28 protein-coding genes and 1 pseudogene are annotated in these 24531 nt (G+C 68.4%); 15 read left to right on the top strand and 14 right to left on the bottom strand.

Annotated features, from left to right (window positions below):
- Positions 1-331: 331 nt before the first annotated feature.
- Positions 332-655 carry an alpha-amylase gene (locus OHS16_RS01645; protein WP_328535322.1) on the top strand — a complete coding sequence of 108 codons (324 nt, stop codon included), beginning with the start codon at positions 332-334 and terminating at the stop codon, positions 653-655.
- 176 nt (positions 656-831) lie between these two features.
- On the opposite strand, the gene OHS16_RS01640 is transcribed toward OHS16_RS01645, so the two are convergent.
- Positions 832-1569 carry a lamin tail domain-containing protein gene (locus OHS16_RS01640; RefSeq protein ID WP_328535321.1) on the bottom strand — a complete coding sequence of 246 codons (738 nt, stop codon included), beginning with the start codon at positions 1567-1569 and terminating at the stop codon, positions 832-834.
- A gap of 420 nt (positions 1570-1989) precedes the next feature.
- Between OHS16_RS01640 and OHS16_RS01635 the strand changes: the two genes are divergently transcribed.
- Positions 1990-2181: a DUF6381 family protein gene (locus OHS16_RS01635; RefSeq protein WP_328535320.1), complete on the top strand. Its 192-nt coding sequence runs from the start codon at positions 1990-1992 to the stop codon at positions 2179-2181.
- A gap of 101 nt (positions 2182-2282) precedes the next feature.
- Here OHS16_RS01635 and OHS16_RS01630 read toward each other — a convergent pair whose 3' ends face one another.
- Positions 2283-2591, bottom strand: coding sequence for a GNAT family N-acetyltransferase (locus OHS16_RS01630; protein ID WP_328535319.1), 309 nt, complete (start codon positions 2589-2591; stop codon positions 2283-2285).
- 149 nt (positions 2592-2740) lie between these two features.
- Here OHS16_RS01630 and OHS16_RS01625 point away from each other — a divergent pair, with 149 nt between their 5' ends.
- A complete protein-coding gene (locus OHS16_RS01625) occupies positions 2741-3190 on the top strand; it encodes a MarR family winged helix-turn-helix transcriptional regulator (protein ID WP_328535318.1) in 450 nt (149 codons plus the stop codon).
- A gap of 39 nt (positions 3191-3229) precedes the next feature.
- Entirely contained in the window at positions 3230-4456 is a 1227-nt protein-coding gene (locus tag OHS16_RS01620) for an epoxide hydrolase family protein (RefSeq protein WP_328535317.1), read from the top strand.
- A 98-nt stretch (positions 4457-4554) separates the two neighbouring features.
- Here the strand turns inward: OHS16_RS01620 and OHS16_RS01615 are convergent, their stop codons facing one another.
- Together OHS16_RS01615 and OHS16_RS01610 are read right to left on the bottom strand one after the other, a co-directional pair.
- Positions 4555-4899 (bottom strand): hypothetical protein, encoded by a 345-nt coding sequence (locus tag OHS16_RS01615; RefSeq protein WP_328535316.1) that lies wholly within the window; start codon positions 4897-4899, stop codon positions 4555-4557.
- A gap of 116 nt (positions 4900-5015) precedes the next feature.
- Positions 5016-5879, bottom strand: a complete 864-nt coding sequence (locus OHS16_RS01610; RefSeq protein WP_328535315.1) for an isocitrate lyase/PEP mutase family protein — start codon at positions 5877-5879, stop codon at positions 5016-5018.
- Between the two features lie 521 nt (positions 5880-6400).
- Between OHS16_RS01610 and OHS16_RS01605 the strand changes: the two genes are divergently transcribed.
- Positions 6401-7000 (top strand): COG4315 family predicted lipoprotein, encoded by a 600-nt coding sequence (locus OHS16_RS01605; protein WP_328535314.1) that lies wholly within the window; start codon positions 6401-6403, stop codon positions 6998-7000.
- A 142-nt stretch (positions 7001-7142) separates the two neighbouring features.
- Here OHS16_RS01605 and OHS16_RS01600 read toward each other — a convergent pair whose 3' ends face one another.
- A complete protein-coding gene (locus OHS16_RS01600; RefSeq protein ID WP_328535313.1) occupies positions 7143-7550 on the bottom strand; it encodes a RidA family protein in 408 nt (135 codons plus the stop codon).
- Between the two features lie 212 nt (positions 7551-7762).
- Here OHS16_RS01600 and OHS16_RS01595 point away from each other — a divergent pair, with 212 nt between their 5' ends.
- The gene (locus OHS16_RS01595; protein ID WP_328535312.1) at positions 7763-8281 is read left to right on the top strand and encodes a DUF1203 domain-containing protein; all 519 of its coding nucleotides are present in this window, start codon (positions 7763-7765) and stop codon (positions 8279-8281) included.
- A 108-nt stretch (positions 8282-8389) separates the two neighbouring features.
- A complete protein-coding gene (locus tag OHS16_RS01590; protein ID WP_328535311.1) occupies positions 8390-8650 on the top strand; it encodes a hypothetical protein in 261 nt (86 codons plus the stop codon).
- A 92-nt stretch (positions 8651-8742) separates the two neighbouring features.
- Here the strand turns inward: OHS16_RS01590 and OHS16_RS01585 are convergent, their stop codons facing one another.
- Both OHS16_RS01585 and OHS16_RS01580 read right to left on the bottom strand, forming a co-directional pair.
- On the bottom strand, positions 8743-8970 hold the full coding sequence (locus tag OHS16_RS01585) for a hypothetical protein (RefSeq protein WP_328540679.1): 228 nt from the start codon (positions 8968-8970) through the stop codon (positions 8743-8745).
- An 85-nt stretch (positions 8971-9055) separates the two neighbouring features.
- Entirely contained in the window at positions 9056-9838 is a 783-nt protein-coding gene (locus tag OHS16_RS01580) for a LysR family substrate-binding domain-containing protein (protein WP_328535310.1), read from the bottom strand.
- A 58-nt stretch (positions 9839-9896) separates the two neighbouring features.
- Between OHS16_RS01580 and OHS16_RS01575 the strand changes: the two genes are divergently transcribed.
- Entirely contained in the window at positions 9897-10301 is a 405-nt protein-coding gene (locus OHS16_RS01575; protein WP_328535309.1) for a DUF5997 family protein, read from the top strand.
- A gap of 483 nt (positions 10302-10784) precedes the next feature.
- Positions 10785-11519 carry a class I SAM-dependent methyltransferase gene (locus OHS16_RS01570; RefSeq protein ID WP_328535308.1) on the top strand — a complete coding sequence of 245 codons (735 nt, stop codon included), beginning with the start codon at positions 10785-10787 and terminating at the stop codon, positions 11517-11519.
- 172 nt (positions 11520-11691) lie between these two features.
- On the opposite strand, the gene OHS16_RS01565 is transcribed toward OHS16_RS01570, so the two are convergent.
- Positions 11692-12051, bottom strand: a complete 360-nt coding sequence (locus tag OHS16_RS01565; protein ID WP_328535307.1) for a chaplin — start codon at positions 12049-12051, stop codon at positions 11692-11694.
- Positions 12052-12206: 155 nt separating this feature from the next.
- A complete protein-coding gene (locus tag OHS16_RS01560) occupies positions 12207-12788 on the bottom strand; it encodes a PadR family transcriptional regulator (protein ID WP_328535306.1) in 582 nt (193 codons plus the stop codon).
- 114 nt (positions 12789-12902) lie between these two features.
- On the opposite strand from OHS16_RS01560, the gene OHS16_RS01555 reads away from it, so the two are divergent.
- Complete coding sequence (locus OHS16_RS01555) at positions 12903-13334, top strand: nuclear transport factor 2 family protein (protein WP_328535305.1); 432 nt, start codon at positions 12903-12905, stop codon at positions 13332-13334.
- A 255-nt stretch (positions 13335-13589) separates the two neighbouring features.
- On the opposite strand, the gene OHS16_RS01550 is transcribed toward OHS16_RS01555, so the two are convergent.
- Positions 13590-14210: an L-threonylcarbamoyladenylate synthase gene (locus OHS16_RS01550; RefSeq protein WP_328535304.1), complete on the bottom strand. Its 621-nt coding sequence runs from the start codon at positions 14208-14210 to the stop codon at positions 13590-13592.
- 209 nt (positions 14211-14419) lie between these two features.
- Complete coding sequence (locus OHS16_RS01545) at positions 14420-15385, bottom strand: aldo/keto reductase (protein WP_328540678.1); 966 nt, start codon at positions 15383-15385, stop codon at positions 14420-14422.
- Positions 15386-15613: 228 nt separating this feature from the next.
- Here OHS16_RS01545 and OHS16_RS01540 point away from each other — a divergent pair.
- A pseudogene (locus OHS16_RS01540) lies at positions 15614-16212 on the top strand (dihydrofolate reductase family protein).
- Between the two features lie 96 nt (positions 16213-16308).
- Here OHS16_RS01540 and OHS16_RS01535 read toward each other — a convergent pair.
- A complete protein-coding gene (locus OHS16_RS01535; protein ID WP_328535303.1) occupies positions 16309-16467 on the bottom strand; it encodes a hypothetical protein in 159 nt (52 codons plus the stop codon).
- A gap of 183 nt (positions 16468-16650) precedes the next feature.
- On the opposite strand from OHS16_RS01535, the gene OHS16_RS01530 reads away from it, so the two are divergent.
- A complete protein-coding gene (locus OHS16_RS01530; protein ID WP_328535302.1) occupies positions 16651-17601 on the top strand; it encodes an aminoglycoside phosphotransferase family protein in 951 nt (316 codons plus the stop codon).
- Here the strand turns inward: OHS16_RS01530 and OHS16_RS01525 are convergent.
- The gene (locus OHS16_RS01525) at positions 17577-18482 is read right to left on the bottom strand and encodes an SDR family oxidoreductase (protein ID WP_328535301.1); all 906 of its coding nucleotides are present in this window, start codon (positions 18480-18482) and stop codon (positions 17577-17579) included. The two genes, OHS16_RS01530 and OHS16_RS01525, sit on opposite strands and share 25 nt — an antisense overlap.
- A gap of 124 nt (positions 18483-18606) precedes the next feature.
- On the opposite strand from OHS16_RS01525, the gene OHS16_RS01520 reads away from it, so the two are divergent.
- On the top strand, positions 18607-19173 hold the full coding sequence (locus tag OHS16_RS01520; RefSeq protein WP_328535300.1) for a TetR family transcriptional regulator: 567 nt from the start codon (positions 18607-18609) through the stop codon (positions 19171-19173).
- A gap of 240 nt (positions 19174-19413) precedes the next feature.
- Here the strand turns inward: OHS16_RS01520 and OHS16_RS01515 are convergent, their stop codons facing one another.
- Positions 19414-22215, bottom strand: coding sequence for a SpoIIE family protein phosphatase (locus OHS16_RS01515; protein WP_328535299.1), 2802 nt, complete (start codon positions 22213-22215; stop codon positions 19414-19416).
- A 536-nt stretch (positions 22216-22751) separates the two neighbouring features.
- Here OHS16_RS01515 and OHS16_RS01510 point away from each other — a divergent pair.
- Positions 22752-23303 carry a DinB family protein gene (locus tag OHS16_RS01510; protein WP_443042541.1) on the top strand — a complete coding sequence of 184 codons (552 nt, stop codon included), beginning with the start codon at positions 22752-22754 and terminating at the stop codon, positions 23301-23303.
- Between the two features lie 513 nt (positions 23304-23816).
- Positions 23817-24296, top strand: a complete 480-nt coding sequence (locus tag OHS16_RS01505; protein ID WP_328535297.1) for a lamin tail domain-containing protein — start codon at positions 23817-23819, stop codon at positions 24294-24296.
- Positions 24297-24531: the final 235 nt, after the last annotated feature.

Genomic DNA, 24531 nt, shown 5'->3' with positions numbered 1-24531 from the left:
AAGATTTTGCATCTGCTTTCAGTCGCCTCTACGCCAAGCGCCCGTCAGAGGAGCGGAATTCCCTACGGGCCAGCCTCGGGAAGCCGTCCGACGGCGCCTCGACGGGATCCTCCGCTGGCTTTCGCCGGCTGCGATGCGCGTGGGTAAGGATGTCCTGTCTGCGGGAATCGGGTGCCCGACCTGCGGAGAGCCCAGTGGCCCGGGCCGGGATACGTGCGTCAGCTCTCCCGACTTGATCACTTGCGCAAAATGGCGAAATTTCTTTCATGTTCTGCCCGTTCGACCCTACGCTCGGACACTTCCCGTTCGAAATCCGCAAGGCAGGAACCCCATGCAGAGTGCGTTACGTTCTACCGTCCGGGCCCTCGCTCTGGGTCTGTCCATGGTCACGGCCGGGCTCGCGCAGTCCGCTGAAGCCGCCGGGGGCGATGCGGAGGGGCAGGCACCGGGCTGCGTCCAGTACGCGACGAGTTGGCGCTACACCTTCGTCACCAACAGTTGTGACTCCACCCAACTGCTCGCCGTCGATTACCTGCACGGCGACGAAGTCCCGTGCAGGATCGCCGCTCCCGGCGACACCGTCACCTTCCCGGGGTACGGGACCGACGGCAACCAGGTACTGGGGGTGCGACTGTGCCTTGATCCCGCCTCTTGAGGTCTGTGAGGACTGAAGGGGCTATCGGGGCCGTACGTGCTGTGGGCGCCGCCGGCTGTTCGGATGCCGCCCGGGCCGCGGAACCCGGCATCCCCGCCGGCGGCTTGCCGCTGGGGGGGTGGGGAGGCGCCCGGACGCCTCCCCACCCCCCCGCAATCCGCTATCGGACGGTCGGGTCAGCGGTGGCCGTGGCCATCCTGTCCGGGCCCGCGACCGTCGTGGCCGCCGTCGTGCTGTCCGTCGCGGTTGTGGTTGCTTCCGTCGTGGCGCCCGTCGTGGTCGCGGCGCTCGTGCTGTCCGTCACGGTCGTGGCCGCGTCCCTCGTGGCGTCCGTCGCGGTTGTGGTTGCTTCCGTCGTGGCGCCCGTCGTGGCGCCCGTCGTGGTCGCGTCCGTCCTGCCGTCCGTCGCGGTCGTGGCTGCGCTCGTTGTGCCGGTTGTCCCCCTCGTGCCGGGTGCGGCCTTCCTCGTTGCGCCGCCCCCAGGACTTGCTGTCGACGACATGCCCGCGACCGTCGCGGAGCGTCGCGGTGTCGTCGTGGCTGTCCCACACGGACGAGCGACGGTCCTGGTACACATTGCTGCCGGTGTCACGGCCGACGCCGGTGTGGACACGCACCGATCGGTGTCCGCCCAGCAGCAGGTGATGGAAGCGATAGGTGTGGTGGTCGGCGTCGGAGAGCGTCCAGCCGCTCAGGTTGACCGTGTTGCGGCCGGTGTTGGTGACGGTGGCCCACTCCGTGTTCAGGGCGCGTGCGGAGCGGATGTGTCCGGCGCTGTGAATCGTTCCCAGGACAACAGGCGAGCGGTGTGCGGAGCGGCCGTGGTCTGCGGCGGCCGCAGGCAGAGCCGCGGCAGCCAGGAGAGCGCTCGAGGCCACGAGGGTGGCGGCCAGGTGCGTAGCGAAACGGGACACGGGGATCCCCTTCATGCGAGGGCGCGGCACACAGGCCGCGCCGGATGGTTCGGATTCCCGGCAGTGCGCCGAGAGCCATCACTTTCAGGGATCCGTGTCGTCCAGCCGCGGAGAAACCCGCTCACGTTACCAAATCAAGACATGTCGGAATTGGGAGCAGGTCTTGTGCGCGATGGGCAGTCCGAGTCGGCTTCGCCTGGTGCGGGGCAGGGGTTCTGTCCGGAGCGCGCAGCTGTCCGGCCACCTGCATCAGCTGCCCCGCCGCCACGCCCCCGGCACATGCTCCTCGTCCTCGCGGATCCGGATGCGACGCCGGTGCGGCCGCCCGGAAGCTCGCTTCGAGCTGCCCGGGGTGCGCCGACGGTCGGGAACTGGTTCGCTGGTCAGAGTCCTTTTCCTCTGAGGACATATGGAGTGATCATGGATGTGTCAGGCGAATTCGGCAGCAGGATCAAGCAGATGCGTGCCAAGGCGGTAGATCTGAAACAGGAAGCCGAGCGCACCACCGACCCGGACGAGCGGCGGCGGCTCAACGAGAAGGCGCGCAAACTGCAGGACCTGAGCGAGCAGGAGAGCGGCATGGCGAGCGGGGACATCTATCCGCTCGAATGACCACCTGTCCCGGGCCGGGGTCGACGGCACGGTCGCGGCCGGCGAGTGCGAGGAGCCCGCGGGCCGTGCCGAGAAGACGTGGGCGAAGTCGCGCGCCGTAGTCAGCGGGCCGGGCTCGATCTGCTCAGGGCGCCTCGGCTCGTGACCGCGACGGTCAGCTGAGGGGGCGTTCCGCCGGGCACGGAGCCGGAGGGTGCGTTTCCGACCCGCACGGCGCCCATCTTCCGGTAGAAGGATTCGGCGTTCGGGTCCGCGTCGATCCTGAACCGGGTGAACCCCAGCTCCCGTCCTCGAGCGAGGTTGTGTTCGAAGAGCAGGCGGCCCACCCCCTGCCCGATGGCGCTCGGTTCGACGAACATCATGCCCGCATCCCCTTCCGGCGGCGCACCCTCCAGCATGGTGAAGCCCACGATGGTGCCGTGCTTGTCGGCGACGGTGGTCCGTCGGCCGGTGACATCGTTTGCGTGCAGCGTGAGTCATCTCTGCACACGGCGAGGAACATGCATGGCGAGGAGAAAGTACATAAGAGAGTTAAATAAAAAGGTGATACATTCTCCGTATGACGGTGCAGAGTCCCGACGGTGACGGGGTCGACGTCGACGACTTCACCACCGTCGTGGAGACATTCGCAGGGATCTTCATCCGGCTTCCGTCGGTCGAGAAGCTGAGTTTCACGACGCTCTCGGTGCTGCACACGCTCACCCACCAGGGCCCCATGCGGCTGTCGAAACTCACGGCCACCGAACAGGTCAGCCAGCCGGCCATCACGCAGTTGGTGGCCCGGCTGGAACGCGACGGTCTGGTGGAACGCCGGCCCGACCCCAGCGACGGGCGTGCCGTGCTCGTCCGGGTTACGCCCGCCGGGACCCGGGTCGTACACACCCGCCACGATGACCGGACCACACAACTCGCCATTCTCTTCGAGCAGTTGACAGCTGAGGAGCGGAAGGCTGTCGGCGCGGCGCTGCCTGCGTTGATGCGGATGGCCGCGCTGCAAGGCCGGCTCTGACCAGGGGCCTCAGGTGCCCCACTCGCGAAGGGAAACCTCATGGGAGACATGAACATCCCGCTGGAGAAAGCCCCGATCCATGTTACCGATACCGTGCTCGACGACCTCAAGACGCGCCTGCGGCTGACTCGTTGGTCGGCCGACGCCGGCAATGACGACTGGTACTACGGTGTCAGCCGCGCCTATCTCCAGGAGTTGGCCGACTACTGGCTTCACCAGTACGACTGGCGCAAGGCGGAGGCCGCGATCAATGCGTACGAGCACTACTGGGCGACCGTTGACGGCGTTCCTGTGCACTTCATGCGCAAGCCCGGCGTGGGCCCCGACCCCGTCCCGCTCATTCTCACCCACGGCTGGCCCTGGACGTTCTGGCACTGGTCCAAGGTCATCGATCCCCTCGCCGACCCCGCGGCCTTCGGGGGCGACTCCGCCGACGCCTTCGACGTCATCGTTCCCTCACTGCCGGGCTTCGGCTTCTCCGGCCCGCTGCCGGGGAATCCGGACATGAACTTCTGGAAGGTCGCGGACCTGTGGCACACCCTGATGACCGACACGCTCGGCCATCAGAAGTATGCGGCGGCCGGCTGCGATATCGGCGCGCTGGTCACCGGTCAGCTCGGGCACAAATACGCCGATGAACTCCATGGGATCCACATCGGATCGGGCCAGAAGCTGACCCTCTTCAACGGTGACCGCGCCTGGGACCTCAGCGGAGGCCACCCCATTCCCGAGGGCCTGCCGGAGAGCGTGCACCACCGGATCCTCGCACTGGACCGGCGCTTCGCCGTCCACCTTGCCGCCCACGTCCTTGATTCGAGCACCCTCGCTCACGGTCTCAGTGACTCGCCGGTCGGACTGCTCGCCTGGATCCTGGAACGCTGGGTCAACTGGAGCGACAACCAGGGCAATGTCGAGAACGTCTTCTCCAAGGACGACATCCTCACCCACACCATGATCTATTGGGTCAACAATGCCATCGGTACGTCGATGCGCTACTACGCCAATGCGAACCGCTATCCGTGGGTCCCCTCCCATGACCGCCGGCCGGTCATCGAAGCTCCGACCGGCATCACGTTCGTCGAGTACGAGAACCCGCCCGGTGTCACCACGGACCAGCGCGTGCAGCACTTCGCCGGCTCCGAGCGAGGGGAGTGGTACAACCACGTGAATCTCACCGTGCACCCCGACGGCGGTCACTTCATTCCCTGGGAGATCCCGGACGGCTGGGTCGCCGACCTGCGCCGCACCTTCCGCAACCGACGCTGAAGCAATTCTTGGGGCGGTCATCCGGAGACCGTTCGGCAAAAGCGGGGTGCCGGTCGCGCGGTTCGTCGCGTGGCCGGCACCCGGGGTCTCGCAGTGGGTTAGTCCCCGCCTTCGTGGTCGCTGCCCGCGTCGCCGGTTCCGGTCTGGGTGTTGGCCGTACGGTCGACCTCCAGCCAGGAGTCGGCGTGCGAGTTGTCCACTTCGACGGCCGCGACGTGGGTGGGCACGGATACCGAGGACGCGACCAGCGGGCCCCCGGTCGCGGCGGCAGCTGTCCCCTGGCCGAAGGCCGCGCCGATCGCCAGGCCGGCGGCCACCGAGAGGACGCCCCGGACGCCCGCGACGAAGTGTGCCCGGTACGCGGGTGGCCCATCCGACGGGTTTGTCCCGCGGGGGGACCCGACGGGGGTGTGGGTGGTGGATGGTTCGAAGGACGATGTCACGGTCTGGCTCTCCTCACGGCCACCGCGACGAGACGGTGGCCGTTGGTGGTCATGGCCGTCGGGCGGCCGGACGGTACGTCAGGTGAATGCCTCAGAACGAAAGCCGGAGGCTGACGTCAGACGCCCAGGAGCGAGGGGGAGTCGTGGTGACGGCTGATGTTCCGCTCCAGCAGCTTTGTCGACTCCGGTACCCCGATGCCGCGCCCGCCGCCCGCATCCGGGAGGCGTCCGTCCGCTTCCTTCAGATTCCGCAGAGCCGCATCGATGGCCTCGTGTGCGGCGAACAGGCAAGGGGTGGAGTAGATCGCCACGTCCACGTCCAGCGCGTCCAGCTCCGGAAGCGACAGGCGCGGGGACTTGCCACCGGCGATCTGATTGAAGAGCAGCGGCTTGTCGCCGATCACCTTACGGATGCGGCGGATCCACTCCACGCTGCGTACGCCGTCGACGAGCACCACGTCGGCGTCGGTCTTGGCCAGTGCCTCGGCGCGGTAGAGGATGTCGTCCTCCTCGACCGCGTCGGTGCGGGCCACCACGACCATGTCGCCCCGGCACTCCAGGACCATGTTGAGCTTGTCCAGGTACTCCTCGAACGGCAGGACCTGCTTGCCGTCGGCGTGCCCGCAGCGGCGGGGGCGCTTCTGGTCCTCGAGGATCACACCGGATGCGCCGGCCCGGTCCAGTCGCTGCACGACGTGGCAGGCGACCTCCGGGTCCACGTAACCGTCGTCGATGTCGACGAGGAGGTGCCGGCCCGGGAAGGCCAGACGCAGCCGCTCGACGAACGCGACCATGTCCGGCCATGCGATGTAGCCGATGTCGGGAAGGCCGTAGTGCGAGGCCGCGAAACCGAATCCGGAGACGAAGAACCCGTTGTAGTGGTCGGCAGCGACGGACGCCGAGTACATGTCGTAGATACCGATGAGCGGTGTGGTGCCCGGCGCGGAGATTTCCTCGCGCAGCGCGTTTCCATAACGCATCGAACCTCCAGATTTTTCATTTTCAAAGAGCATTACCGCCCTTTGCTTGACCGTAAATTTACAGATCCTTGAAGTTTCGTCCCGGCGTTGTCGGGCTTCGCTCGTGAGCTCTAAGGGGATGCGGCGCCCCGCATATCTATGCAGAATCGTTTCCACCACAGGGCCGATCGGATGATTGAAACGGACTTTCGCCCCGGGAATGTCTGGGCGTGTCGCCCATCCGCCGGCCGTGGTCCGCCGCCCGCACCGGGCCTGGGTGGCAGCCCTCGGCCAGGAGATGGGACAGCGCTTTCCGCCGTGTGAAAACAGGCCCTGGTCGATGGCGGCCGAGCGCCCCCGCGGCCGATACGGCGGGCGCCGGTGCGGGGGGGGCAGAGCGGGTTCCGGGCATGAGCCCGTACCCCGAACGGGCCATCCGGGTGGCCGGCGGAGGCGACCCGCTGTGCAGTGGTGCACGGCGGCCGGTTCCTTGGCCGTCAATGTGCGCTGCCGGAAGGGCGGCCGTTCTGGAGGAGCCTTCCATGAAGAGCAACACCACAAAGGCGGCCGCCATGGCCGCGGTCGCTGTGATCGCTGCCGCGGTCAGCGGGTGCTCCAGCGGGGGCGGGTCGACGTCACAGGGGAGCGCCGCGGGTTCCTCACCGTCGAGCAGTATGCAGGCGTCGAGCACCTCGACCGCATCCGCGGTGAAGACGGTGATGCTGAAGAACACCCCGTTCGGCAAGATTCTCGTCAACGGGAAGGGCCGGACGCTCTACCTCTTCGAGGCGGACAAGACCAGCAAGTCGACCTGCTCGGACGCGTGTGCCCAAGCGTGGCCGCCGCTGATCGTCAAGGGCACGCCGACCGCGGGCAGCGGGGTGCAGACCAAGCTGATGAGCACGTCCGTCCGCAGCGGGGGAAGCAAGCAGGTCACTTACAAGGGCCACCCGCTCTACACGTACCAGGGCGACCACAAGGCCGGCCAGACCAACGGACAGGGGCTCAACCAGTTCGGCGCCAAGTGGTACGTCGTGAACGCGGACGGCAAGAAGGTCACAGCCAAGCCGACGAACAGCAGCAGTTCGCCGACGAGCTCGAGCAGTCCCAGCGCTTCGAGCAGTTCCGGCGGCGGATACTGAATCGGCTCCGTCCGGGCTCGGCGCGGCCCGGCGACGACATCGCGGGTCCCGGCGAAAGGGCGCCCGTGCCAGGTTGAAATCCGGGAGTCCCGGTCCGATGTCCGGACCTGGGACTCCCGGCAGCGTTCCTGAGGGGCGCCCCTCAGGAATCAAGCACGGCGGCGACGGCTTCGATTTCCACCAACTGGTCCGTGTAGCCGAGCACGGTGACACCCATCAAGGTGCTCGGGACGTCGTGGTCACCGAACGCGTCCCGGACCACCTCCCAGGCGGTCACCAGATCCTGTCGCCGAGTGGACGCGACAAGAACCCGTGTGCTGATGACGTTGTTCAGGGATGCCCCGGAAGCAGTGAGAGCACCCACCATGTTCTCGAGGGCCTTGGCCGCTTGCCCGGCGTAGTCTCCGGCGGCCGCCGTTGAACCGTCCTCGTTCAGCGGACACGCGCCGGCCAGGAAGATGAGACGAGCGTCGGCCGGTGCCGTGGCTGCGTAGGCGTACTCGGCCTCGGTCAGGGAGGCGGAGCGGATCAGAGTGATGGCTCGGGCCATGGGCTGTTGGATCCTTTCGCATCGGGCATGAGAGCGCGGCCATCCTGCCAGGGCCTCCCAGCCGTCGCCTGCCCATTTCTGACGCGGTGCCAGGGCGCCCGCCTCCGGACCCGAGTTCCGCTCAGGGGCCCGGGCTTCACCGAGTCGCACCACCGGCCTCTTGGTCCGAATTCCGCCAGCACCTCAGAGTGCGAGCCGTCGACACTGAACTCATGACCGCTTACACGCCTCTCCCCATTCCGCCGGCCACGCTCAAGGAACTTCGCGACACCGACGACGCGGGGCAGCCGCTCCAGCCCGGCACCGCGAGCGAAAACGGCATTCCCTTCCACTGCGTCGGCAGCCCGCTGCGCTGCTGTCTGCGGACCATCGAGCCGGGTGAGCGGGTCGCGCTCGTCTCGTACGCGCCACTGCGGCGCTGGGCGGCGGAGACCGGCGCCCAGCCCGGGGCGTACGACGAATCGGGGCCGGTGTTCATCCATGCCGGGGAGTGCGAGGGGCCTCGAAGCACCCACGACTATCCGTTCGCGCGGCAGGGGGCACTGCGCACCATCCGTCGCTACGGCGCCGATGGCCACATCGTCGGGGGCCGCTTGTTCGAGATTCCCGAGGACGCCGGTGGCGGGTTCGACCAGGCCTTCGATGCGGCGTTCGCCGAGCCGGAGGTGGCGCTGGTGCATGTGCGGGCGCTGGAGTACGGCTGCTTCCAGTTCGAGGTACGGCGGCCGTAGCGGTACCCGAGTACTCCGTGATCCGTACCTGCCTGAGTGGGCGGCGGCTGGCGTCGAGTCGGGAACGCGCATGTGCGCCATAAATCGAACACATGCTCTACTGGGGTCATGGACCGCACTCCTTTTCCCGACGACCTGGTGGCGGCGCAGCGGGACTGGATCCGCACCTACGAAGCGCTCGCTGCTCCCCGCCCGTGCGACGTCACCGGTCTGCGCCGACGACTCCTGCGGCTCTCGGCCCAGATCCTCACCCACCCCTTCTGGCACGTAAGCGGAGGACGCGCGGCCGACCGGGTGGAGCTCCACCGGGTGGCCCGCGCCTGCGAGCGGACGCGTAGCGGCACGGGAGGCGTCACGCGGGTCACGTAGTTCGGGCGTCGCCCCGGCGGTCCGCCTTCAACCGACGAACGCCGACCGGGGAAGGCCGCACCGGTGACCACGAACCGGCCGGCGCACACATGTCACGATGGTGAGGCCGTGCTGCGCGCTGACTGAGGAATGTGGCGGGTGGCGGGCGGCCGCGGTGCGGGAGGCCGAGCACCGATCCACCACGGATACAGGTCGGCCCTCAGCCGGTGAGGGCGTCTTCCGGTGGGGCCGATGTACGGCACATGCCACGTCCAATGGCGCGCGGTACAGCGACTGAAACGCAGCTCCCACATTCCGATCCAGGGGAGGGGCTGGCGCAGTTGCGATAGCCGAGATCGCGTTCAGTCATGCAGGTCGCCTCGAAGTGAGAGATCCACCTGTCAATACCGTCCGTCAGTTCTCTACCTAGGACCGGCCGCGAGGCTTACCGCGCTTCGCGCCTTTGGGGCCTCCGGAACCGCTCCGTGCGTTCTTGCTCGTCGACTTGCCGGTGGCGGGTTTCCGGCGCGCACCAGCTGTATCGGGTCGCTTGGCCTGCTTGGCCTGCTTGGCCTGTTTGGGCTGTGCGGAGGCGGGAGAGCGTCCCCGTGAGCTGTTGACCGTGCGCCCGCGGACGATCCCGATGAACTGGTCCACCAGATCAGTCGTCTCGTCCTGTGGCCACGACAGCGCGATGCGTGACTGGGGGGCTTCCGGGACCGGCCGGTATGTGAGGTCTTTGCGGTGATGGAGGCGGGCGAGTGACTGCGGGACGAGGAGGAGTCCCACCCCCGCTGCCACCAGTTCGACGGCGTCCGCCGTGGTCGCGGGGCGTTCGTTCGCCGCAAGGCCGGGCCGGTGCTCCCAGCTGAGGGTCTCGTCGAGCGGGTGCAGCACGATGTCGTCGGCCAGATCGTCTTCGGACACCTCGTCCACCGCCGCCAGGATGTGGTCCTTCGGGATCACGACCACAGTCGTCTCGGTGTACAGGGGGATCGCACTGAGATCCGTGCCGTCCACCGGCAACCGTACGAATCCGGCGTCGGCGCCGCCGCCCCGCAGCACCTCGAATGCTTCGGCGGGGGACACCGCGACAAGGGTCAGCGGGACCTCGGGCAGCCGTTCGTTCCAGATCCGCACCCACTTGGTGGGTGTGACCCCTGGGACGTACGCGAGCCGGAACGAAGGGGGTACTTCCGAGCCTGTCACTCGGCCAGGTTACCGGGCGTGGTCGGAGGTATCGCACACGCTCGCTACTCTTGACACCATGAAGTCCCACCAGACCGCCCAGACGATGAAGCCCGCCACTGCGGCGAAGAAGCTGGGTGTGTACCTCGAGGCCACGCCCGCAGAGTTCCAGGAGGGTGCAGTCTCGCGTACCGAGTTGAACGCGTTGCAGGCCGATCCGCCCGAGTGGCTGCTGGAACTGCGGCGCAGCGGTCCGCATCCCCGGCCGGTGGTCGCGGCGAAACTGGGTGTCTCCATCGCCGGTCTCGCCCGTGGCGGAGTCACGGACGCACTGACCACCGAGCAGATCGACGCGTTGAAGAGTGATCTTCCCGACTGGCTGCAGAAGGAACGCGCCACCCAGGCGGAGGTCCGGAAGGAAGCGGTGCGGATCAAGGAGAAGAATGCGGAGCGGGACGATCAGTCCCGCCGGCCGCGTTCCTGATCTCCGGCCCCGGCTCTGCCGGGGCTGTCGTCGACGGACCTGCCGGAGGACGGGGCTTCGGCAGAGCCGCAGTATGGCGGAGTCCACGCCGGTACTGATGACGGCCGGGACGCTCGTGACGGCGGCAGCGATGGTCCGTATCCGCTGGGCGCCGGTGGACCCCCTGCCGTTCGTCAGGAACCATCCGCGCCGCACGTCAGCGCCGTCGTGGCATCGGACGGTGACCGGCTGAGGACGATCGCCGGTGGCGAGCCCAACTCCGCGACAGGAGCGCCGTATGGGCAGCCGGAATCGTGAAATGGACGCTCCGGACGCCGAGTTGCCGGACACCCTGAACACACGAGGCCCGAAGCGTCTCCGGCCCGCGAGGAACCCAGGCCGGCGGTGAGATGCCGGTCGCTGTCGGCCCCAGTAGCAGCCAGGTATCAGCACGTTGACAAAAACGCCAGTTCGGGCAGATGGCCGCGGATATATTGTCACCCCGTGATCGACTATGACCGTGAGGCCACGCATTACGACGCCTCCCGCGGAGGTGAGCCCCGGGCAGCCGCAGCGGCAGCGGCGGTCGAAAGGCTGTTGCCGGAGGGTGTGCGGACGGTGGTGGATGTCGCCTGCGGCACCGGGATCGTGACATGGCGGCTGCACCGCCCAGGGCGCACCGTTCTCGGCGTGGACCGCTCACAGGGAATGACCGCCGTGGCCGCGAGCCGGCTGCCTCGTGGTGTGGTGTCCGGGGACGCGACATGTCTGCCGGTCGGTTCGGTGAAGGCCGACGCGGTGGTGCTCATCTGGTTGCTGCACCTGCTGACCGATGTGGCGCCGGTACTTGCTGAGGCCGCTCGGGTCCTGAGCCCGGCAGGCACGCTCGTCACGACGGTCGACAAGGAGGAGGCCGCGTTCACCACGGACAGCGACATCGCGCATGTCACCGCGCCCCTGCGTCGCCAGTATGCGCGCCGCGCACCCGATCAGTTGGATGTCGTGGTGCAGTTGGCAGCCGGCCACGGGCTCCGGCCCGTTGGTGAGACCCGCTTCGCGGGAACCGGACAGGGACAGAGCCCCCGAAGGTGGCGCGAACAGATCAGCAGGGGCCGTGTCCCGTGGGCCGGAGCCGCCGATCCGGAGCAGGTCGAGGGGGTCTGCCGGGAGCTGGCGGCATTGCCGGATCAGGACATCGATCGCCCCGACCCGGTCTACCGCCTCATATCGCTGTCCTGAGCTCCCGCAGCTTCGGCTGCATCAGTGCATCGGGCAGAACCCGGGCGCCATCGCCCCGACCAACGGTATGACCCCTTGAACCGCCGGTGACCGCGGAGTGCCTCGCTGCGGTCGGATCTCACACAGCGAGGCACTCGGAAACATCGTTGCGCCGACTCGCGCCGAGGGAGCCTCAGCGGTGGTTGCTGCTGCGGTGGTTCTTGCTCTGGTGCTTGCTGCTGCGGTTGTTGTCGCGGCGGTTGTCGTCGCGGCGGCGGTGGTGGTCTCCGTTCCGGCCGTCGTCGTAACCCCTGCCGAACTCACCGTTGATGCAGGTGTTGCCGAAGGTGGGGTTGAAAGCGCCGATGAGGTTGACCGAGTTGCCGCAGACGTTGATGGGAACGCTGATCGGCACCTGGATGACGTTGCCGGACAGGATGCCGGGGGAGCCGACTGCGACCCCCCGGGCGCCGCCGTCGGCGGAGGCGCCGGCGGCACCCGCCAGGATCAACGTGCCAGTAGCAGCCAGGAGGGCGGCGCTTTTGAATCGCATGTGCGTGCATCCTTCGTGATCGTGGCGTGCTCGGATACGGGCGTATCCGCACGAGGACCTACGGCCCATCATGTGATCCTCAGCTCACAGGTGGCCTTTGCCCGATGCGGCTCACCGTGCTTCACCCGAATGCTTCTGGGCCTCCCTGACTGCCGCTACCGCTGTGGTCGTTCCCGGTCCGGGGACGCTCGCCGTTCCCGCAGCACCGCCACCGTGCGCTCGCACCAGTCACGGTTCCCCCGCTCGAAGGCCAGACCGCGCAGACAGGTGAGGTACGGGCCGATCCGTTCGCCGTGGCGCAGAAAGTCCTCCTCGCTGATGCTGCCTCGCATCTTCCGCAGCAGTGAGTCGAACAGTCCGATCTTGGCCTCGGCGAAGGCGGTCCGCTCGGTGAGCTGCTCGATGAGCGCCTCGGTGCCGACGTGATCGGCGGCCTGGACCTTGACGAGCAGGTCGTCGCGGACGAAGGAGGGTTTGGCGGCGGCCGCCGTGAACTGTTCCAGTTCTGCCAGCCCCTCGCCGGTGACCCGGAAGAGGCGTTTGTTCGGTCTGCTCTCCTGGACGACCTCCCGGCCGTCGATCAGCCCCTCCTGCTCCAGCTTGGCCAGCTCGGAGTACAGCTGCTGCGGCAGCGCGTGCCAGAAGTTCGCCACACCCATGTCGAACGCCTTGGCGAGCTGGTACCCGCTCAGCTCCTCGTCGAGCAGAGCCGCCAGCACGGCGTGACGCAAAGCCATCGGACCGTCTCCTCCACACCTCTGTTCATGGAACCTCAGTCATGATAGTCAAGAAAATGACTAGTCATAATGTTGATTATCAACCAGACGATCCATCCCGATCAAGGAGAAGCCATGACCACTGTGGACCGCTTCCGCGGCGCCGTCGACAGCAGCGACCTCACCGCGCTCAACGACCTGTTCACCGAGGACATCCGGCTCTACAGCCCTGTGAAGTTCACGCCGTTCGAAGGCAAGCCGATGGTGATGGGGCTCTTCGGAGTCCTCCTGCGTACCTTTGAGGACTTCCACTATGTCGGGCATCTCGACGGCGTGGCTGAGACCAGCGCCGATGGAACGGAGGCGCCGGCCGCCGTGCTGCTCTTCCGGGCCACCGTGAACGGCAAGCAGATCCACGGCATCGATCTGCTGCACCTCGACGGCGACGGGCGGATCAAGGAGTTCACCGTGATGGTTCGCCCGCAGTCGGCGGTTCAGGCCCTGGGCGAGGCGGTAATGGCGGGCCTGGTGGCCGACGGCCTCGTCCCTGCCACGGCCGGTCACTAGGGGCTTTCCCGAAATCCGTGGTGGATCAGCCCGCGGTGTCGGATGCCGGTGTGCCGCTCGGCGAAGGAGCGTCCTCATCCCGGACGTATCCGGACGTTCCGACAGCGTGGCGAGGTGTCGTGGCTGTCGTCGCGCGCCCGCGAGGGGTACGGCGCAGCCCTTGGCCGGGGGAGTGGCCCGCCCTGCGGGCGGGCATGTCGGCCGGCGGACGCGGCAGGACGGTCCGGACCGGGTGAGTCCGGGGAGGGCCTGCGACTATTCGAAGCGCGAGGTGTCGCCCGCTCCCCGGCGTACGATCTCGGCCTCACCGCTGGAGAAATCGATGACCGTGGTCGGCGCGGTGCCGCAGTCGCCGGAGTCGACCACGGCGTCCAGCACATGGTCGAGCCGTTCCTTGATCTCCCAGCCCTGCGTCATCGGCTCGTCCTCGTCCGGCATGAGCAGGGTGCTGGACAGCAGCGGCTCACCGAGTTCGGCGACCAGGGCCTGAGCGACAATGTGGTCGGGGATGCGCACCCCGACGGTCTTCTTCTTCGGATGCAGCAGCTGACGCGGCACCTCCTTCGTCGCCGGGAGGATGAAGGTGTAGCTGCCGGGGGTCGCCGCCTTGATCGCGCGGAACACATCGTTGTCGATGTGTACGAACTGGCCCAGCTGCGCGAAGTCCTGGCAGACAAGGGTGAAGTGGTGACGGTCGTCGAGGTTGCGGATCGACCGGATCCGGCCGATGCCGTCACGGTTGCCCAACTGGCACCCCAGCGCATAGCAGGAGTCCGTCGGGTAAGCGACGAGGGCGCCTGAGCGGATGCTGTCCGCCACGCTGTTGATGGTGCGCCGCTGGGGATTGTCGGGGTGCACGTCGAAGTACTTCGCCATCCGCCAAGCCTATGTGATCAGGGCGGTCAGGTCAGCAAGCGGAGTGCGCGGGAGCCGTGCCGGTGCCCGCGCACTGCCGGTGTCCCGCACCGCCCATACGAGCGGATGTCCCGGACGTCGCCCCGGTCCTCGGCCGGCCGATGCGTGCCCGGCCGGGCGTCGCGTGGGCGGGAACCGCACAGCGCCCGGGCCGGCAGCGGCCCCGCGGGTCAGGAGTAGAAGTTGCGCGGCCAGCGGTGCTTGGCCAGTACGGCGAGCTGGTCGGCGGTGAGGAGACGGCCGTCGCTCAGAGCCGCGTTGCGCTCCACGTTGTGCAGGGTGCGCATACCCGGGATGACGGTGGAGACCGCCGGTGAACTCAGCACGAAACGCAGCGCATGCTCAGCGATCTCATCGGGGGCGATGCCGAGATCGGCGACGATCGCGGCCACCCGCTGTTCGACCTGTGCCGGGCGGTCGCCGCGGAAGTAGCGGTTACGAAAGTCGCCTTCCGGGAACGTCGTGCCGGCAGTGATACGGCCGGTGAGGCCACCCTCGTCCAGCGCCACCCGCACAATGACACCGACGCCGTTCTCCTCGCAGGCCGCCAACAGTGCGTCGGCGGGTGCCTGGTCGAAGATGTTGTAGATGACCTGCACGCTGTCCACGGCGCCGCTCCGTACGAGTGCGAGCGCGCTCTCGGGTTCATGGTCATTGATGGAGACGCCGAACAGGCGGATTTTCCCCTCCTGCTTCAGTTCGCCGATCGTCTCCAGCCAGTCGCCGCGGCCGATCCAGTCATCGTTCCAGACGTGGAACTGAAGTACGTCGAAGTGGTCCAGGCCGCTGGTAAGCAGACTGGTCTCCAGGCTCGTCCGGATGTGCTCACCCGGGAAGGTCCCGGCCGGGTCCAGACCGTCCGGCGCGGGCCACACGCGGTTCTTCGGCGGCACCTTGGTCGCCACGTGCACCTCGTCACCGGCCCGTTCACGGACGACACGGCCGACGATTCGCTCACTCTCTCCGTAACCCCGGGCGGTATCGACGAAATTCACCCCGAGGTCGATGGCCCGGTGCAGCGCGCGTACGGATTCGTCCTCCGTGGCACCCACCCAGCTGGACTCACCGATGCCCCACGCGCCGTAACCGATCTCGGACACGGCCAGTCCACTGCGTCCCAGCTCGCGGTAGCGCACAATCATCCTCCACGTCATGGACCTTGACCCGGTCCGAGCCGGCCCGGGCCGGGAATCACGTCGACGATAGGTGACCGCGTCGTCGGAGTCAGGCGGTTTCGCGGCGCCGTGTGGAGACCGGCCGTGGTTCAGGCTGTGCTTCAGGAGACGCCGCAGCGGGCGATGAGTTCGGTGCGGCCAGGCAGTCTCCATCGCAGTGGGCCAGGAGAGCGAAGAGGAGCGAGTCCCATGCGCATCGTGATCAGTGAGTTCATCAGTCTGGACGGTGTCGTGCAGGCGCCGGGCGGACCTGACGAGGACAACGAAGGTGGCTTCGCGCACGGCGGCTGGTCACACCGGTTCTTCGACCCGCCGTGTCACCCGGGATGCGCGTGGTGTTGTCCCACGCCAGATCGTCGTCGCCCAGTGTCGCGGACACGACGTATTTCGGAATGGCGTTCATCTGGTCTGCGAACGGGTCACCGGCCCGCTCCGGCCACGCCGCGGCCATCGTCTGCCAGGTGCGGCGTCCGAACAGCAGGGCTTGCGCCCTGGTCATCGCATCCTGAACGGCACCGCCCAGCACCTCCGCAGTCGACCGTATCCGGGAACTGCACGAGACCGAGGGCGGAGACCTGTTGGTCATGGGCAGCCCGACTCTCGTACGCACTCTTCTGCGCGAGGACCTGGTCGACGAGCTCCGGCTCATGATCATGCCGGTGGTCCTCGGCGGAGGCAAGACGATCTTCCCTGGAGACGGCATGCTGCGCACGCTCGAACTGGCCTCCACGGCCATCAGCGGCACCGGTGTGCATGTCTGCACCTACCTGCCGGTTTCGGCATCATGAGCCGGGTCGGGCGCTTCCACCGGTGTTTCCCCCCGGCAGACCGGTCTCAGTGGTTCGGCCGTGCAACCGGGCATGGAGGCCCATCCGGGCAGGGGGTCAGGAACGTGTGAGCGCATCCATCGGCGCCGCGGGAACTTCCTCGGTGGGGGAATGGCCGCAGGCGGGCAGGGTCAGGCTTTCCGCCCTGTCGGCGGCGAGCCGCATCGTGTGCCCGGCCTGCTCGCCCGGGCACTGCGCGGCGGCGGTGGTCAGCACCGGGGCGTCAGCCTGCGCTTGGCGCGCCGCTTGTTCTGTACGGTCGTCACGTCGGCGGTTCGGTAGAACGCGAAGCTTGGCGCGCAGTGCTTCGGGGCCGGCGGGGTCGGCGGCGAGGGTCTCGACCCAGAGGTCCTCGATAACCCGTTGCGGCGCGTGAATGCCGAACGCGATGATCGCGGGATGGCTTCGAACCCCTCCGACGGCCGCGCCGGCATTACTGCCGCGCTGGTGAAACGGCTGATCGCTGAGCAGTTCCCGCAGTGGGCCGGTCTCCCGGTGACCCCGGTGGAGGTTGACGGCTGGGACAACCGGACCTACCGACTGGGCGACAGCATGACCGTCCGGCTGCCCACTGCGGCCGGATACGTACCGGCTGTCGACAAGGAGAACATCTGGCTGCCCCGGCTGGCTCCGTCGCTGCCGGTTGCCATCCCGGCGATCGTGGCCAAGGGCGCCCCCGGCCATGGTTATCCCTTTTCCTGGTCCGTACGCGGCTGGCTCGAGGGCAGCACCGCTGCCATCGGGCCCATCGATGACATGGCTCGGTTCGCAACATCGGTGGCGGAGTTCATCCTCGCCCTCCAGCGCTGCGACACCACGGGCGGTCCGCTCGCCGGGGAGCACAGCTGGTACCGGGGGGCGTCGCCGGTCCACTACGACGACGAGACCCGCCGCTGCCTGTCCGCGCTCAGCGGGCGCGTCGACACCGAGCGGGCGACCGCGGTCTGGGACTCGGCTCTGGCCGCCGAGTGGCACGGAGCGCCCAGGTGGTTCCACGGCGACGTCGCCCCGGGCAACCTGCTGGTCGTGGAGGGCGAGCTGGCAGCCGTCATCGATTTCGGAACCTCGGGGGTGGGGGATCCGGCCTGCGATCTGGTGATCGCGTGGGGGATGTTCCAGGGCAGCAGCCGGGAAGCGTTCCGCCGGGCGGTTGCCCAGGATGACGACGTCTGGGCACGGGCCAGGGGCTGGGCGCTGTGGAAGGCCCTGCTGGTGCTGGCCGGCTGCGTCGACACCGACGAGGTGCAGGCCGCCGTCAACCGGCGAGTGATCGACGAAGTCCTCGCTGACCACGACCGCCTCGCCGGCGACGGCACGAACGGGCGTCACCCGGACGTGTTGCGGAAGTAGTGGCCCTGGTCGAGATCGTCGATGAGTCCGGGTCGAGTCGGCTGCCATCCCAGCAGCTCGCGGGTCAGCGCACTCGATGCCGGGGCGTCGGCCGCGAGGAACGCGCCCAGCCAGCCGAAGTGCTCGGCTGTGTCCTCGGGGGATATGGCGGCGACCGGGAGGCCGAGGTGCCAGCCGATCACCTCGGCGATGGTGCGGACCGGCACGTCCTCGTCGGCGACCCCGTGCAGTACGGATCCCGCCGGGGCGATCTCCAGGGCGAGACGGAAGAGGTGCGCGGCATCGAGCCGGTGCACAGCGGGCCAGCGGTTGGAACCGTCGCCGGCGTAGCCGGATACGCCCTTGTCGCGGGCGATGGCGATCAGGGTCGGGATGAACCCGTGATCGCCTTCGTCGTGCACTGAAGGGGACAACCGCACGACGGACGAGCGGACGTTGCACGAGGCGAGGGAGAGCGCCGCCCGCGCGCCGGCGGCCCGGGGCGACACGCCCGACCCGGGATCGGGTGTGTCTCGTTCGGTCGCGACGCGCCCCGGCGTGAGCCCGAGCGTTCCGGACGCGATCACGAGCGGCCGGCCGGAGCCTTCGAGCGCGGCGCCGAGAGTCTCGATGGCCTGCGCATCGGTTCGTGCAGCGCTCTCGTACCGGGAGAAGTCGTGGATGTAGGCAAGGTGGATCACGCCGTCGGACGCGGCTGCACCTTCGCGGAGGCTGTCGAGGTCGTCGAGAGCACCGCGGAGCACCTCGGCCCCGGCGGCGGCGAGGGCATCGGCGGAGGCGTCCGAGCGGGCGAGCCCGACGACCCGATGCCCCGCGCCGATGAGCTCGGGGACGACGGCCGAGCCGATGAAGCCGGACGCGCCGGTGACGAAAACACGCATGGGAAGAACCTCCGGGTGATCGACCGTCCCCGCCTCGGGATCTGCGCCCGGACAGAACGATGTCAGTTGCTGTCATCAACCGTAGCACTCGATGTCAGGCACTGCCATCACGTAGGATCTGGGTATGGGTCGATGGGAGCCGAACGCACGCGGCCGCCTGGAGCAGGCAGCGCTGGAGCTCTACAGCGAGCGCGGGTTCGAACAGACCACCGTGGCGGAGATCGCCAAGCGGGCGGGACTCACGGAGCGAACGTTCTTCCGGCACTTCGCCGACAAGCGCGAGGTGCTGTTCGCGGGAGCGGGGTCGCTGCAGGAGCTCTTCGTGACCACCCTCGCAGGTGCGGCTGATTCCGCGGCGCCGATCGACGCGATAGCAACAGCACTGCAGGCCGCTGCCGCTCCGTTCCAGGCGCGCCGCGAGTATGCACGGCAGCGCCAGGCCGTCATTGTGGCGAACGCGGAGCTGCAGGAGCGTGAGCTGATAAAGCTCGCGCGACTGTCCGCGGCACTCGCCGATACGTTGCGTCGGCGGGGTGTGAGGGACCCGGCCGCCAGCCTGGCCGCCGAGGCGGGTACCGCTGTGTTCAAGGTTGCGTTCGAGCGCTGGATCGAGGCGCCCGACGAGCAGGAGCTGTCGCAGTTCATCAGGGAGTCGCTCGACGAGCTCAAAACCCTGACTGCGGGCACATAGTCGCCTCCGCTGTACGACCGCGACGTCCCGCCTGCGGCCCGGAGGGCCCCGCTACGTCCCCCGCCCAGCGAAGCCGGCCTTCGGTAACGGGACAGGGCCGGACGCGTACAGCGATTGCCCGCCCCTCAGGGGCGGGGGGAGTCGGTCATGCGGCCTCCTGTGCGGCTGACGCCGGCCGTGAGCCCGCTGCTCTGCCCGGGAACCTCGGGGGGCGAACAGGACGGGTCCGCACAGGCCCGCTCACAGGTCGTAGTCCAGCGTTTCCAGGTCCCATACCTGCGCCGGCAGCCCGCCGCCCGGGGTCAGTTCGGCCCAGATCACCTTCCCGGTGGCGGTGTACCGGGTTCCCCAGCGTTCGGCGAACTGGGCGACCAGGAAGAGCCCGCGCCCGCCTTCGTCCATGCCTGCCGCGTAGCGCATATGGGGAGATGTGTTGCTGGTGTCGGAGACCTCGCAGATCAGCGTGCGGTCCCGGAGCAGCCGCACGTGGATGGGCCCGGTGGCATAGCGGATTGAGTTGGTGATCAGTTCGCTGAGGATCAGTTCCATGGAGAAGGCCATCTCGTCCAGTCCCCACTGCGTCAGCTGCTCGGTGACGGAGGCACGCATGCCTGCCACGGCCGCCGGGTCCGAGGGCACCTCCCAGTCGGCGATCCGGTCGGGCGGCACGACCCGGGTACGGGCGACGAGCAGCGCGATGTCGTCGCTCGGGTGCGGCGGGAGCAGTGCGTCCAGCACCGCCTCGCAGGTTGCCTCCGGCGACTCGTCGGACTGGGCCAGAGCGGTCTGCAGGAGGTCCAGGCCCTCGTCGATGTCGCGGTGACGGTCCTCGACGAGCCCGTCGGTGTAGAGCACCAGCCGGCTGCCCTCGGGCAGCTGCAGTTCGGCGGTCTCGAAAGGCAGCCCACCCACACCGAGCGGCAGGCCCGCGGGGACGTCGGGATAGTCCACGGTGCCGTCGGGGTGTACGAGGGCGGCCGGCAAGTGGCCGGCGCGGGCCATGGTGCACCGGCCGGAGGCGGGATCGTAGATCGCGTACAGACAGGTCGCGCCGGTGATGGGCGCGGCGTCGGTCGCCGACTCGCCCAGGTCGATGGTGCCGACGAGTTCGTCCAGGTGGCCCAGCAGCTCATCAGGGGGCAGGTCAAGGGCGGAGAAGTTGTGAACCGCGGTCCGCAGGCGGCCCATGGTGGCGGCGGCATGCAGGCCGTGGCCGACGACATCGCCCACGACAAGCGCGACACGGGCGCCGGACAACGGGATGACGTCGAACCAGTCGCCGCCCACCCCCGCCTGGGCCGGAAGATAGCGGTACGCCACATCCAGGGCGTTCTGCTCAGGCAGGGCGCGGGGGAGCAGGCTGTGCTGGAGCGTGACGGCCATGGCGTGTTCACGGGTGAAGCGGCGAGCGTTGTCGATGCAGACCGCGGCGCGTGTGGCCAGTTCCTCGGCGAGTGACAGTTCGTCCGGTTCGAAGGGGTCCGGTTTCTCGGAGCGCCAGAACGCGACGACCCCCAGCAGGACGCCGCGGGCGCGCAGTGGGGCACTGATGAGCGAGTGGATTCCGTAGGCGACCACGTGTGCGGCTCGCGGCGGGTCCTGGGCCTGCCATCCGGAGTCCGCTTTGAGGTCGGGTGCCAGTACCGCCCGCCCGCTGTCGAACCCGGCGGCCTGAGGTGAAGAGGGGACGAAGGTGATCGTCGCGCCCGTGGGGAAGAGGGGATGGTCGTCCCGGATGCCCACGGTCGCCACCCTCCGCATCTCCATGTCGCTCTCCGCGGTCGGCTCCTCGCCCCGCAGGACGGCCTCGGACAGGTCGACGGTGACGAAGTCCGCGAACCGGGGGACCGCCACCCCGCCCAGCTCTTCTGCCGTCCGGGTCACATCGAGGGTGGTGCCGATGGCGACACTCGCGTCGTAGAGCAGCTCGAGGCGTTGACGCGAGATCTCGGCCCTGCCCGAGAGCGCCCGCAGCTCCGTGTAGTCCCTGAGGGTGGTGACACTGCCCGGCGGCCCGCCCTTGCTGTCCGTGGGCCGGTTGCTCAACGCGAGCAGACTGCCCCCCGAGCGCACGATCTCGTCGGTGACGGTGTGACCGGCGGCCAGCAGGGACGCCACCTGCGTATCCAGGCCGAGCTCGGTGACCCGCTGCCCCTCTGCCTCACCGGGCAGTTTGAGCAGACGGCGCGCCTCGTCGTTGACCAGCAGGAGCCGGTCGTCCCCGCCCACGATGAGGACCCCCTCGCGCACGGCGTGCAGTACCGCGTCATGGTGCTCGTACATCCGGGTCATCTCGGCGGGCTCGAGCCCGTGTGTCTGGCGCCGCAGCCTCCGGCTCATGAGGGCTGTTCCCACCGTGGCAAGCCCAAGTGCGGCGGCGGACGCGCCCAGGAGGAGCGGCAGCTGACGGTTGACTGCGCCGCTGACCTTGTTGATGGTGATCCCCGCGGAGACCAGGCCGACAACCTTCCCGCTACCGTTTTTGACCGGAACCACGGCCTGTACCAGAGGGCCGATGGTTCCGTTGACTTTCTCGGTCAGCGAGCGGCCGGCCTGGGCGGGTGCAATGGTGCCGACGAACTTCTTTCCGATTCTGTCCGGCTTGGGGTGGGTGTAGCGGATTCCGTCGGTGTCCATCACGACGACGAAATCGACGCCGGACCCCTTCCGTGCCGCCTCCGCCCGCGGCTGGAGTACCGCAGTCGGATCGGGGGAGTTCAGCGCCGCGATCAGCCCGGGCGAGTTCGCGAACGTCTCGGCGACGGCCAAGGACCGGTTACGGGCCTCCGTCGTGCTGTCGTGCCGCGCCTGCAGTACGAGCTCCGTGACGGCGACCGCGACGAGCAGCAGCACGATGACCACTTGCAGAGCGAGCACCTGGCCGGCGACCGTGCGTCCCCTGAGCGCGGATTGCACGCGCCGGTAAGGCTGCGGCGCAGCCTGGCAGCCGTCCGCCGTTCGCTGCTCGCGTCGACTCTGAGGGCGCCGACCGGCGAACAGGGAGACCGACAAGGCCCTGAATCGACCCATCAGTCGGGCCATAGGATTATGTTTACACCGACAGCACTCGCCCGGCCAATGGTACGGCGGAGGTTCCTGCATCCTGTGAGGTCGTCCGGGCATGCCGGTCCACCGTATGTGGCTCATTCTGTTGTTGTTGTCTGTGGTTCGTGGGTGTTTCGCCGGTGGCTCGGCCGGGCGAACGGGATCTCAGCCGGAGACGGGGGAGGTCTTGCTGCGGGCCGCCGCGAGTTGCACCGGATCTTCGGCGGGTGGGCCGGGGCCCCAGCGCTGCGGGTCGGTTCACTCTGTCGGCCGGTGGTACGGGACGCCGGGCGCGTCGGGGACACCCCCTGCACTGCGGTCGTCGTCGGGCGCTTCAGCCGTTCCTCGTGACCTTGTCCCCCTGCCGGCCGGTGATCCCATCCGCACCTGGGAGCGAGCGCGGCCCGCTCCACGAACGACAGTGCGGCAGATCATCAGGGGTGGAGCGGGCCCGCTGCTTCCGGCGTCCGGCGGTCAGGACGCCGGCATGACCGGCCCTGGCGTCGCGTCACACAATGGATCATGATGTGGGCATGGCAGGCGCTGGCAGAAGAGCCGAACTGTTCCCGGGAGCTGAGAGCGGCCGCCGGTTCAGCAGTTCCGCGACCGGAGACGAGCGGCGCATGCTCATCGACGTCCTGGGGGCCCAGCGCGCCACGCTGGAGCTGAAGTGCGCCGGTCTGGGCACCGAGTTGTCGCAGCGCTCCGTTGAGCCGTCGACGCTGTCGCTGCTCGGTCTGGTCCGGCACCTCGCCGATGTGGAGCGCCGCTGGTTCCGGAGGGTATTGGCCAGGCAGGAAGTGCCGCCCCTCTTCTCGTCGGAGTCAGATCCGGACGCGGACTTCGACGGCGCCGTGGCCGCCACCGTGGTCGTCGCGGTGGCGTGGCAGGCGTGGCGTTCCGAAGTCGCGTTTGCCGACGGGTTCGTCACCGAGGCACCCGACCTCGATGTCGAGGGTGATGACGCATGGCGCGGAACGGTGTCGCTGCGCTGGGTGCTCATCCACATGATCGAGGAATACGCCCGCCACAACGGCCATGCCGACCTGCTCCGTGAGCGGATCGACGGAGCGGTCGGCCTGTGAGCCGAGCAGCCGGGCCTTCCTGTCGGACCGCCGGCCCCCGGTCGGCCTCTGTGGCGTGATCCGGACCCGCCCCGCTCTCACCAGGAGGGAGTTGGTCCGGCACTCCACCTGGAGAGACCCGGCTCGTGTCTCGTTCATTCGTGCGGAGTTGTTCCAGGTGTGCGAAGAAACGTGCAGAAGGACTGTTACCCGGACCTGTCGGCCGTGCGGGTGGTGCGCCGGGGTGGTGCAACCGGTGGTGCGCCGGAGTATGCAAGGCCTTTCTGCTGATCTTCCGACGGGTGGGTGTAGCGGTCAGTGAATGTCAGGGGCACGCCGATCGCCCTTATATGTCTGATACAGGCGTCGGTCACGCAAATGTCCGTGTCCGGTAACGCACTCCGTGAGGACGGTCTGCGAGCCGGACGGTCGTTGCATGGTGTGGGTCCTCGGTCCAGTAACGGGCCGGGAACCCACACCGCACCCCAGCCACGTTGTCGGCTGGTGGGGCACTGTCCTTGAGGGAGCATCACAATGTCTGCTTCTCGCATCTCCCGCCGTCTGGCAGCCACCGTTCTCGCGGCGGGTGCCGTGGTCGGCGCTACCGCGCTGCCGGCTGCCGCTCACGACGGCGACCGTGGCCGGCACCACCAGGCCGCCCATGTGGTCATCAGTGACGTCCGGGCCGACAGCCCCGGGCACGAGAACGGAACGAACCGTTCGCTGAACGCGGAGTGGGTCGAGATCACGAACAACTCGCGGCGCAGCGTGGACCTGGACGGCTGGACCCTGCGTGACAGGGACGGCAACCGGTACCGCTTCGACGACGTCCGTCTCGGCGGCCGTTCCTCCATCCGCATCCACACCGGCTTCGGCCGCGATACCCGAACTGACCTCTACCAGGACCGTCACCACCAGGTGTGGAACAACCACGACGCCGCGACGCTGCGCGACGCCCACGGCAGGACGGTCGACACCGAGTCCTGGGGCCGTGGGCACCACCACAGTCGCTGACCCGGCTGTCGGGCGGTCATGAGCGGCTCACCATCAGCCCGTTGACGTCCGGACATCCAGCAGATTGTTGAACCGTGTGCCCCCGGCCGGCCCGACCTGCCCGGGGGCACACGCATGAGAGGGCCGCCCGGCCACCCGCCGCGGGCAGGTACCCCGTCGGATTGCGGCTCCCGCTCGCCCTGTACGTGTGCATGACGCCCTCGCTGCGGCATGAGCCGCTGTCCGTTCAGCCGAA

The sequence above is a fragment of the Streptomyces sp. NBC_00344 genome, from assembly GCF_036088315.1.
Taxonomy (GTDB): Bacteria; Actinomycetota; Actinomycetes; order Streptomycetales; family Streptomycetaceae; genus Streptomyces.
The sequence above is the reverse complement of the archived record's forward strand: the minus strand, read 5'-3'. Positions and strand labels throughout refer to the sequence as shown.